The 11492-nt window shown below is 44.5% G+C and carries 10 protein-coding genes; 3 read left to right on the forward strand and 7 right to left on the reverse strand.

Features of this window, described 5'->3' with window-relative positions; translation table 11 throughout:
• Positions 1-10 precede the first annotated feature (10 nt).
• The 3 genes from KYS23_RS13325 to KYS23_RS13335 form a co-directional block, all read right to left on the reverse strand.
• Entirely contained in the window at positions 11-1318 is a 1308-nt protein-coding gene (locus tag KYS23_RS13325) for a metal-dependent hydrolase family protein (RefSeq protein ID WP_218419051.1), read from the reverse strand.
• Between the two features lie 220 nt (positions 1319-1538).
• Positions 1539-2108 (reverse strand): DUF1285 domain-containing protein, encoded by a 570-nt coding sequence (locus KYS23_RS13330; RefSeq protein ID WP_218419052.1) that lies wholly within the window; start codon positions 2106-2108, stop codon positions 1539-1541.
• Entirely contained in the window at positions 2095-2955 is an 861-nt protein-coding gene (locus KYS23_RS13335) for a DUF3014 domain-containing protein (protein ID WP_218419054.1), read from the reverse strand. Before KYS23_RS13335 ends, KYS23_RS13330 begins: the two co-directional genes overlap by 14 nt.
• A gap of 319 nt (positions 2956-3274) precedes the next feature.
• Here KYS23_RS13335 and KYS23_RS13340 point away from each other — a divergent pair, with 319 nt between their 5' ends.
• On the forward strand, positions 3275-4537 hold the full coding sequence (locus KYS23_RS13340; RefSeq protein WP_218419056.1) for a sterol desaturase family protein: 1263 nt from the start codon (positions 3275-3277) through the stop codon (positions 4535-4537).
• Between the two features lie 88 nt (positions 4538-4625).
• Complete coding sequence (locus KYS23_RS13345; RefSeq protein ID WP_159534186.1) at positions 4626-4934, forward strand: DUF6482 family protein; 309 nt, start codon at positions 4626-4628, stop codon at positions 4932-4934.
• 62 nt (positions 4935-4996) lie between these two features.
• Here the strand turns inward: KYS23_RS13345 and KYS23_RS13350 are convergent, their stop codons facing one another.
• The 4 genes from KYS23_RS13350 to KYS23_RS13365 form a co-directional block, all read right to left on the reverse strand.
• Entirely contained in the window at positions 4997-6343 is a 1347-nt protein-coding gene (locus KYS23_RS13350; RefSeq protein WP_218419058.1) for an ABC1 kinase family protein, read from the reverse strand.
• 299 nt (positions 6344-6642) lie between these two features.
• Positions 6643-6915, reverse strand: a complete 273-nt coding sequence (locus KYS23_RS13355; RefSeq protein WP_013786762.1) for a hypothetical protein — start codon at positions 6913-6915, stop codon at positions 6643-6645.
• 250 nt (positions 6916-7165) lie between these two features.
• A complete protein-coding gene (locus tag KYS23_RS13360; RefSeq protein WP_201299289.1) occupies positions 7166-7729 on the reverse strand; it encodes a DUF6702 family protein in 564 nt (187 codons plus the stop codon).
• A complete protein-coding gene (locus tag KYS23_RS13365; RefSeq protein WP_420838760.1) occupies positions 7719-10142 on the reverse strand; it encodes a M1 family metallopeptidase in 2424 nt (807 codons plus the stop codon). Before KYS23_RS13365 ends, KYS23_RS13360 begins: the two co-directional genes overlap by 11 nt.
• A 226-nt stretch (positions 10143-10368) precedes the next feature.
• Between KYS23_RS13365 and proB the strand changes: the two genes are divergently transcribed.
• Entirely contained in the window at positions 10369-11466 is a 1098-nt protein-coding gene (proB, locus tag KYS23_RS13370) for a glutamate 5-kinase (RefSeq protein WP_218397556.1), read from the forward strand.
• The last annotated feature ends 26 nt before the right edge of the window (positions 11467-11492 follow it).

Here is an 11492-nt window from a genome sequence, read left to right on the forward strand (position 1 = left end):
AAGCCTTCCTTTATTGTTTGTAAATTTTGCCGTCCTTCATTACAAAAGACACACTTTCTAAAAGCGATATGTCTTCTAGCGGGTTACCTACCACGGCCACCAAGTCGGCCAATTTTCCAGCCTCTAATGTACCTAATGTATCACTAACGCCCAGCAATGCCGCGCTATTAGCGGTGGCGCTCAATAGCGCGTCTGCTTCAGACATGCCTGCTTCAACCATTAGGGAGAATTCTTGCGCGTTATCGCCATGTGCAGAAACTCCGCTGTCTGTTCCAAAAGCAATTTTTACGCCTGCGTTGTGAGCCTTTTCAAAGGTATTTTGAATTAGCGGGCCAATTGCCGCGGCTTTTGGGCGCACTAGTTCAGGAAAGTAACCGTCTATTTTCGCTTTATCGGCAACAAATTTACCCGCCAAAATCGTTGGCACATAGTAAGTCCCTTTTTGTTTCATTAGTTCGCGCACTTCGTCGTCCATATAGGTGCCGTGTTCAATAGAGTCAACGCCAGCGACAATAGCGCGTTTCATGCCTTCTTTACCGTGCGCGTGAACCGCTACCGTCATGCCGTAATCTTTTGCGGTCTGTACAATAGCGTCTAATTCATCGGTCATAAATTGTGGGTTTTGACCGCTTTTCGCTACGCTCAATACGCCGCCAGTGGCAGTGATTTTAATTAAATCTGCACCGTCTTGATAACGGGAGCGAACGGCTTCACGGGCTTCTACTTCGCCGTTAACCACGCCTTGTTTAGGGCCAACGTCGGGGCGCAGTAAGTGAGATAATCCGTTGCTTGGGTCGGCATGTCCGCCAGTGGTGGCTATTGATTTTCCAACCGTGAATATACGCGGGCCGGTGGCATAACCTTTACTGATCGCATTTCGAAGAGAGACAGTTTCATGATAGCCGTCACCTAAATTACGTACTGTGGTAAATCCAGCATCTAGCGTAATTTCAGCATAGTTAGCGGCCTTAAGTGCATAGTCAGCCTCATTCAATGAAAAGCGTTCTAAATAGGTTTGAGGGCCACCATGCTGGGAAGATAGATGAACATGCATATCCATCAAGCCAGGCATTACTGTGGCATGCTTTAAATCGATAACCGTGTCTGATTCTGAGGGTGTTTTATAGCCAGACTCTACCGACGCAATTTTGTTGCCCTCGATAATAATGGTCACTTCGCTTTTAAGCTTGTCCGACGTACCGGTGAAGGCTTTACCCGCGTGCACTAAGGTGGCGGAAAAGGCAGGCGCTGAAAGAGCAATTGTGCCAAGTGTTGCCAGTCCTAAGGAAATAGCTAAGGAAGTCAGTGTCTTTTTCATGATGGTTCTTCTTATGATGTTTGAATAGACGAAGAACCAATGTAAAACACCAGTAAAGCTAACGCAAAACTTTGCGCTATTTACCGGTGCTATTTTACTTGCTGTGATATTTAAAACTGCTCGCAATCACCTTCGCCATCTTCAGCTTCTGCCCAAGCTTTTAAACAGAGACTTTTAACCAAAGGCTTTCATCGAAGCTTAATGCTAAAGCCTTGCACCACTATTTCGTGGGCACGGCGCCAATAATGTAGGGGATAGAATTCGAGGTAACCACAAATTGCGTTTCATCACCTTCTTGCTGCTCGGTAGCGTGCTCAAGCAGTTGGTAATAAACGTTTTGGTGCAAGCGCGCCCACAAATTGCGTCTAACTAAAACATAGGGAATGGGCGTTGCTTCGGTATCTTGTAAGTCGGGGGGGGGCTTGCGTAAGCTGAGTTGTTCTGCCGAGCTCAGTGTAACGATATCGCCAGTTTGCGTGGTGAGCTCTAAGCAATCGTTATCAAAACGCCACTCGGTAATCAAAAAAGGAACGTCTTCTACGGTAATGCCCACTTTTTCAACAGGGGTAACCAGAAAATAATTGTCGTTTTCTTTTTTAAGCACAGAAGCGAACAACTTAACTAGGCTTGCTCGACCTATGGGGCTACCTTCGTAAAACCAACGGCCATCTAGCGCGATGGTTAAATTGATATCACCGCAAAAAGGCGGGTTCCACTTTTCCACCGGCGGAAGGGGGCGCGCCTTGTCAGACGTGCCCTTTAATTGCTGTTGAAATCTAGTTAGATCCATTTTCTTCAAGTAACACTTTAATTTCACGCAGCTTTGCTTTAATACGGCGCATATTGTCTGGGCCTGTACGAAGCAACTGCTTCTGCGGCTCGTTTAGATTCTCTAAACGAGGATCGGTGTACTTATAGGTAACTGAATCGGTATACACTTCAACAGGTACCGGCACTTCAGGTGTATCGAGCAACTGATCGATAGCATCTAATACCACTTCATTGAAGTTTTTATTCGAATCGCCAATTTCTGCGTATTTGTCTTGAATGTCGCCTTTATAAATATCGTACATGCCCAATAACGCTTCACTTTCAAACGACTCAAGCATGTTTACATAAGGTGTATAGCGCTTATAGCTTGCGGCATCAATCCATTGCTTACCAGCCTGAGAATAAACACGAAATGTTTGTTCAGGAGGCGTAAGCAACTGGTGATTGGGCGCCATTTCATCATTCGCTAAGTTGGTAACCGAGACCACAAATCGCTGTAATAAACCTTCATTCACAATCATGCGGTTTACGCTGTCGTCAGTGGCGGTAGAAATATCCAGCAGTGATGATTTTATGGCTGGGTCGCTCACATCTAACGGCTCAGGATCTGGCTCTACAGGTTCCGGCATTGGAGGGACTTCGTCTGGCTCTTCAAGCTCTAAAGGTGGCGGAGCAGGCTTAGTTTCAAAAACGTCGGGCACTTTTTCAACAGGCGCTTCCGCATCTGGCTGAATAACTTCAGGCTCGGGGGCGACGGGCTCTTCTTCTTTCGAAGGCCAAAACACGAGAGCCAAGATGACTACAATTATTACCCCGATAATAAGAAAATGGGGACCTAACGTACGCTTTTCTGACGATTCGCTCATAATATCTCCGCTGCAATAACTGATCTAATATTAATACTATCAGAGATAACACCCAATATTTGGATATCACGCAAGAGAATTGTTCTCTGATGAAGGTAATTTCCTTATTTAGAACACTTTTTAACGTAATTGGTTCGCAATTCGATCGTAATTTGTAGCAATTTCTTAGCGATAGCAGCTAGTTTTAAGAAATGTTACAAGGAGAAACTTTGGTGTCATCATTCTATAAATTCCTTAATTTTGCAGTGAAATATAAAATAACTTGATTATTTGCTACATATTATTAACAATTCAAATGGGTTTAAAATGCGTAGATATTATGACTGTCATTCTTTTTGCTATTCCTGTATTCATTCTTCTTATCGCCATTGAAATACTTGTCGATAAGCGAAAAAAAACAGGTCACTATCGTGCAAACGATGCGATTACCAGTCTAAGCATGGGCGTGTTATCGAGAATAATGGCCCTTGGGCATCAACTTATACCGCTCACTTTTTATGTGTTGGTGTTTAATACTTTTGCATTTACCGAGCTGAGTTATTCGCATTGGGTCTGGGTAGCTGCGTTCATATTGTACGATTTCTTTTATTATTGGAATCATCGCATGGGCCATGAAATGAGTATTTTATGGGCTGCGCATGTGGTGCACCATTCTAGCGAAGATTACAACCTAACTACCGCACTTCGACAAACAAGTGGTGCTATTTTCAGTTGGATTTTCTATCTGCCATTGGCGTTGGTAGGCTTTCCGCCCGAGATGATAATTACCGTTGGTGCACTTAACTTGATATATCAATTCTGGGTACATACTCAGCATATTGATAAACTAGGCTGGATGGAAAAATGGTTTGTTACCCCCTCGAACCATCGTGTACATCACGCCCAAAACCGTGTTTATATCGATAAGAATTATGGTGGTGTGTTCATCATATGGGATCGTTTATTCAATACCTTTATTCCAGAATTAGAAAGTGACAAACCGGTATTCGGCATTCGCGGTGCATTGAAAAGTTTTAACCCTTTGTGGGCGAATGCACAGCTTTATAGTCAATTAGCCAAAGACAGCTTTTACACCACACGTTGGCAAGATAAACTGCGTGTGTGGTTTGGTCGCACGGGGTGGCGCCCCAAAGACGTGGCCGAACGCTTTCCCTTCGAAAAGGCGCCGCTGTCCTCGTTCAAAAAATTTAATCCTACATTGGCTGCCCCTGTTACTTATTACAGTGTGGTGCAGCACGTTATCGTGTTGTCTATCACCGCATACTTATTGCTTTTTATTGAAGAATTAAGTGGTGCTCACCAGTTAATATTGGTGGCGACAATAGTGGCGATGAGTATCCAAAATGGGTTTGTTTTGGCCGGTTCAAAATTGGCGTTAGCGCTAGAAGGGCCTCGACTACTGATATTTCCACTGATGTGGCTAGGAAGTGGGCTTGTTATTCCTTCGGCCATATTTGGTGGCGCGTGTTTGGTCAGTATGATCATGCTCGTTAGGGCTGTGCGCTCTAGTGTGACACTCAGCAATATGGCTGAAAGCGTGTCTTCAGAGGATACCGATACTCAAGCATCAATACCATCGTAATGAACCTGTTTATCCCCAGCACCGTAAGAAGCAGCGTAAAAATTATCAAAAAAGTCATCGGTTGATTTACGTGCGCTGAGGGGCGGTTATGCACAAGTTTCTATTTACCCATATTGAAGGTAAGTCTTTAAACATCGATTATCTTGAAGTTCAGTCGTATGAGATGAACGTTTATTTGGTCTACCTAACCGTGGGGGACAAAAGCGGCATGGTGTACGACAAGCAAGACCGACCCATGCGTTTTTTCAGTACAGGCCAAATACGAGAAGTATTTTCTCACTGCACTGTCCAGCAAGCCGTTATGAAACACGACTCCCCCTATGACGAAATGATTGGTAACCCACCCAAAAGTGCAGAACAAATGGCGTTACCATTTAGCATGCAGTTGCCTTATTAGTTACTTACGGTGCTAAGGTGATATTTGGACGGCCGCCAAGGCGTTAGGTCAGGGCTGTAATCTCAGGGCTTTAGCCAAGGCTCTGCGGCGGCGCGCATATTAACTTGTGTGCCTAATCGCTTAGCCAACATGTACAGCCCCCCTAACTTGCGATGAATAAACAATGCATCAACTGGCGGTGTGTGCCAAAAATCATGCTGCATGGTTAACGCCACGCCTTTGTCATGAAGTCTTGGCAACAGGTCGCTATTGCCGAAATCGTAGGGGCCGTCTTCTCTAATTGCTTCACACGCTTCCATTCCCAATGCCACAACAAGATCTTGCTGTGCAACACTGTGTTCTTGGTTTATTAAGCCAATTTGTAGGGCAGCGTGTTGCATGTCTTGTTTATTACCGCTGGCAGCACTTTGAAGCAGAGCTTGGTAGCCCATCGCAATATCGTCTGGTACTTCACGCGTTGCCCCGAAGTCTAGTAATACCCATTGCTGAGTATCTTCTTTGTATCGATAGTTGGCTAAGTTCGGGTCGCTTTGAAGTAGCTTAAAGCCAAATATCTCGTTAAAAAATAATTGGAATAGTGACGTCATTAACTTGTTGCGAGTTTCTTGGGGAGCGTTCATTGCAGCATCAAGGGGGCTAGCTTCAATAAAGTCCATTGTCAGCACAGAGTCTGTTGTTAATTGTGGATGAACACTGGGTATTACAAATTGGGTAGCGAATTCAGCATCGTTATGCTGCGTAACCGCGTCTTTATAGCGCGATAGCATGCTGGCTTCGCGGTGATAGTCGGCTTCTTGATGAAGTTGAATTTTTGCTTCTTCTAACAGCGGGCCAATATCTAACGAACTCGGCACCAAACCTGTGAGTTTAATCAGTGTTGCTACGTTATCAACATCGCTACTGATACTTTTACGTACACCAGGATACTGTACCTTTGCGGCCAGCATTTTCCCGTCCATAGTAATCACTTTGTGTACCTGACCGATGGAAGCGGCGGCAACGGGCGCATAGGAAAAATATAGCAAGTCATCATGCCAACTTTCTCCCCATTGAGCCTTTAGCGTGGTATCTAATTGGGCTTTTGGCATAGGATCGGCATCTTCCCTTAGCCTAGCTAATATAGTAGCGAGTTCTGGCGGTAAAAAGTCGCCCGTATCCATAGAGATAAGCTGACCTAGCTTCATGGCGGCACCACGCATGGTGGCGAGCTGATCGGCAATGTTGGTAATATTTTTTGGTGTCAGTAACAATGCGCTAAGTGCAGGGCGTTCGCCCTTAATCCATTGGCTGGCACCATTAGTAACAACATTACCCGCAATTTTGCCTGCCAAAGCACCTAGGCGCCCTACTCTCCCAATTCGAGAAGACGGTACTGCTCGCGCTTTTCGTTCATCGGTATTTTTTGCCATGAAGTAACCTTGGAAGCCTTTAATCTTTTATGAAACGCGGGCAGCCCCATTTAATGAAGACCACCCTGTGAGACCCAATCTGTGAGGTCCAACCTACGGCATCCAGCCTACGAGTACCAAATTATCTTAGTACTTATACGCTAAAGTGTCGTTGGTCGATTACTTCTTAATTTTTTGTATATTGCTTAGTTAAATAGTGCTGCATTGAGGTGTTACGAAGCTCTAGCTACGCTACTGGGGATAAAACTACCGATGATCACACAATCAGCTCTCAAATTACCGGTGCTCAATATAGGCGTTTAAACTATCTGAGCTACCATTTGTAGTATAAGGCCAACTACGCTGCCTATTGCGAACCCTACCCAGCCATTTCTTGTCATATAGCGAAATAATGCCGCGCCAAATATTCCACACCATAGCATGGCTGAATATACCGCTATCATGCCCTCACCCGTGCCGCTGTTAGGTAAAAACATCATCACAATGAAGGTAAGTGCCATGGCGCCGCTAAGTAGCACCCACATAATATTCTTGTTATTGGAAAACGCATTGGTGGTTGTATTATCGCTCATAGAAAGTCCCCATGGTGTGAGTTAAAAGCATGCCCTTACTTGTCCCTTTTTTATAAAAATCGACATTCATTTATTAATATAAACCGATTGTTCTAAAAACTGGGTATTAGGTTAACTTAGGCGGGATTAACGCAAATGGGAATAAGACTTCAGGGGGATATAAAAAAGCACTGCGAAGTGGCAGTGCTTTAAATCAGTAATAGGAAGTTGAATAAAGATTAAGTAACACGTACATAATGCGCTTAGTGCATTAATGATGGTCGCTAGCAAATTCCACTTCAAGCAAGGTGACGTTGTCGGTGAAGGTCAGGGTTTTTAAAGGCCCATTCCCTTCTACGTTTAACGTATTAACTTGCGTTGGCCACAAATCACGTAAGGCATCGTGACGAATCATCAAACCATCTAACTCTGGCGGTTGAGCGGTTTCTTGGTACACCCAAAAGTGATTACCATCCAACTCAAAACCGACCAAACCTAAGTCTAATGACTTTTCCTCACCGTTTAACAACGCAAAATGGTTGCTCACGTAATCAGCGAAGGCTTGTTGGGTTTTCTCTTCTTCCATAATATCGGCGTGCTTATCAAACAGCACTTTTACAGCATGCTCGGCATCGTGCAGGTTAAAGCGGTGCATTACTTCAATGTTTTGCGTTCTAGGGTTGAACAACACTGTTGTGATAGCGGCTTTAACTTGGTGCGCGTTAGCCCAAGTACTGAATAAACCGGTACATAAAAAAACAGCCACAAGCAGCGCCGTTAGGCTCTGCTTGTGGTTTTTAGCAGATAACTGAAAAGGCATAACCTTAGTTGTCATCTTCGTCTTCGTCATCATCGTCGGTCTTTAGCTCGGTTTTTACGTCGTTCATAAGATCGCGATACTCGTAAGTGTTACGAGGCTTAGACTTGTACGCTTCAATACGTGAAGGAATGATTTGACGCGGATAATGGTTGTTTTCAACATCTACGTCTGCGGTTTCCCAATGTGGGTCAACCGTTACGCTTACTAGCTCTTTGCCTTTTTCAGTGACAATCAGCTTGCTTACCGCTTTCGGTGTACGACGCCAAATTTCAGCAGGAATACGCATCTCTTGTGTAGTGCCATCCTCGAATGCTAGCTCAAGAATAATCGGCATAACCAAGCCGCCCTTGTTGCTAAAGTCGAGCACGTAGTAGTTTTTGTCCTCACGTACCGCACGTTCAAACGCTTTACGTTCCCAAGGCTCAAGTTTCTTCAAGAAACTACGGTACTTGTTGCGCTCTTTGTTAGTTACTGTGTAACGATCGTTTTCGTCATAGAAATCTTTGATATCTTCGAAACGGTCTACCCAAAGCTCTTTCCCTTCTTCTTTATTGCGAATATCGGTAAGTGACTTTGGTTTATCAAGTTCGGCTTCACGCTCACGGGCGAAATCAATATCAGGATCTTCAGTGTTCAAACGAAGCTTGTAAACGCTATCTAGGCTGATATCAACGTGATCGGTAGTATAAAACCAACCGCGCCAGAACCAATCTAAATCAACACCAGAAGCTTCTTCCATAGTACGGAAAAAATCAGAAGGTGTAGGGCGTTTAAACATCCAACGCTGTGCATATTCTTTAAAGGCGAAATCGAACAAATCACGGCCAAGAATGGTTTCACGAAGAATGTTTAGTGCGACGGCTGGCTTGGTGTAAGCGTTAGGACCTAGTTTAAGTACCGAATCAGACTGGGTCATGATAGGCACTTGTGTTTCAGATTTCATGTAGCTGACAATGTCGCGAGGCTCAACGCCCCATGGAATGGTTGGATCCCATTCACGTCCAGCAACCCCGTCTAGGAAACTGTTTAAACCTTCGTCCATCCATGTCCACTGACGCTCATCAGAGTTTACTGTCATTGGGAAGTAGATATGACCGACTTCATGAATAACTACACCAATTAAAAAGCGCTTTTCAGCCAAAGAATAAGTACGAGAGCCATCATCGCGAAGCTCGGTGCGTGGGCCGTTGAAGGTAATCATTGGGTATTCCATGCCGCCTACAGGTCCATTTACAGACTGGGCTACAGGATACGGATAATCAAAACTAAAGCGGCTGTATACATCCATAGTGTGGATAATAGATTCAGTAGAGTACTTTTCCCAAAGTTCACCACCTTCTTTCGGGTAGAAAGACATCGCCATCACTAGTGGTTGCGTATCCCCACCTTGCTGGTAACCACGGGCATCCCACATAAATTTACGTGATGAAGCCCATGCGAAATCACGTACGTTTTCGGCTTTAAAACGCCATGTTTTTTGCTTGTTGGTACCCGCTTTTTCGTTCTCTAGCGCTTCTTCAGCCGTAACCACGAATACAATTCGCTCAGCATCTTCCGCTTCTTTCAAACGTTTACGTTGCGTGCTAGTTAACACGTCGTCAGCGTTTTGCAATACACCGGTAGAAGAAACGATATGATCGGCTGGAACCGTAATATCAACTTCGTAGTTACCGAATTCTAAGGTGAACTCACCACGGCCAATAAACTCTTTGTTTGTCCATGCTTCGTAATCGGTATAAGCCGCTAGACGAGGGAACCATTGGGCTAGTAAGAAAATATCGTTACCGCCTTCACGTTCGTCATCTGGGAAGTGTTCGTAACCCGCACGAGCAGAAACGGCATCTTCTTCAACAATATTGAACGCAAAATCGATATCGAAAGTGACGTTGTTTTTAGGTTGAAGAGGTTGCGCTAAATCTACACGCATTAGCGTACCAACGATAACGTGGTGTAAATCGTTACCTGCGCTGTCTTGCACTCGTGAAATGGTGTAACCCAACTCGTTATCGTCAACAAACTGCTGGCGGCGAAGTGCTGCCATGCTCAGTTGAGCAGGCTTACTGCCACTGGCTGTTTTCGTTGCAGGGCCTCGGTTGCCTATGCCACCAAACGTAGTGGTAAGAGCTGACATAGAATCGTCGCGGAATTTATTCTGATCCAATTGGATCCATAAATACTTCAACGTATCGGGTGCATTGTTGTGATAAGTAATGGTTTCACTGGCTTCAATACGGCGTGTATCTTCAATCAGTTTAACGTCAATTTTGTAGTCTACTTGTTGTTGCCAGTATTGATGACCCGGCTCACCCGCTGCATTTCGATATACATTGGGGGTAGGAAGTGATTCATCTAGCTGACGGAACTTATCTTCAAAATCGCCTTTTGTTTGATTTATTGCTGCGTTGGCGAATGGAAGATAAATCAGCATAGACAACACTGGCGCAAGCCAGAAAAGGTGTCGTTGGTGCTTATTCATGGAGATTCCCGGTTATTTTTATAATAAAATAAGCGAACTATTATATAAGCCCTTTTACTTTTATCCCAGTTTTTGGCCGTAAACTCGCCCTATTTTAACGCAAAAAACTGTAACATAACGTTTGTTTAAAAAGCGAAGTGTCGTATTCTTAACCCCTGTTTTCTTGCATCATCTTCTTATGAACCGTCTCAATTGGCAGCGTGCCGTAATTAAAGTAGGTAGCGCCCTTATTGCGCCAAATGGCGATGAGTGTAGCGCCCGATTTTTATTGGCATTAGCACGCTTCATCACGATAAGCCGTGAATCTGGCAAAGAAATTATTTTGGTTTCCTCGGGCAGCGTGGCAGCAGGGCGAAGCAAAGTGAAAATTCGCCACAATGCATCTATTGCCGAAAAGCAGGCGATGGCCGCCATTGGTCAAACCCAAATGATGGCAAACTGGCAACGCTTTTTCGACTTTCCTTGTGCGCAGGTTTTACTTACAGCCGACGATCTTCGAGACCGCACTCGCTATGTGAATATTAAAAACACCCTAAGAGAACTACTAAATCATAATGCGCTTCCCATTGTTAATGAGAACGATACCGTCGCCGTGAACGAGCTAAAAGTGGGTGATAACGATAACCTTGGTGCATATACCGCGCTCGTCGCTCAAGCCGATACACTGATTATTTGTTCCGATATTGATGGGTTGTACACGGCTGATCCCCGTAAAGATCCAAACGCTACATTAATCAGTGAAGTGCACAACATCGATGAATCGATTTATAAACTCGCTGGTGGTGCGGGTACTTCAGTGGGTACAGGTGGTATGCAAACAAAAATTGAAGCGGCAGATAAATGCACCAGTAGTGGTATACAAACTATTATCGTGAATGGTAGAAAAGGGGCGTCTTTCGATGCGATGCTAAACGGTTCTATTCCTGGCACCTTATTTCATGCCAGCAATTCACCTAAAAAAGCACGACGTTTATGGTTAACGCATACGCTTAAAACGTGTGGCCGTATTCATGTAGATGAAGGTGCGAAAGCCGCTTTGGTTGACCGCGGAGCATCATTGTTACCTTCAGGTATAACGAACATAGAAGGTAACTTTAACCAAGGGGAAGCAGTAGAAATTTGCTTTGAAGCCCAAGTTATTGCCAAAGGCTTGGCCCTTTATAACGCTCGAGATTTAATACTGATAAAAGGGAAGAAGTCGCAGCACATCGCGGATGTGTTAGGTTATGAAACGACCGACGTGGTTGTACATCGCGACGATTTGGTATTGCTTTAGTTTCCACATTTTTAACTTTTGGGATA

This window comes from Alteromonas lipotrueae, from assembly GCF_019249255.1.
GTDB lineage: Bacteria > Pseudomonadota > Gammaproteobacteria > Enterobacterales > Alteromonadaceae > Alteromonas > Alteromonas lipotrueae.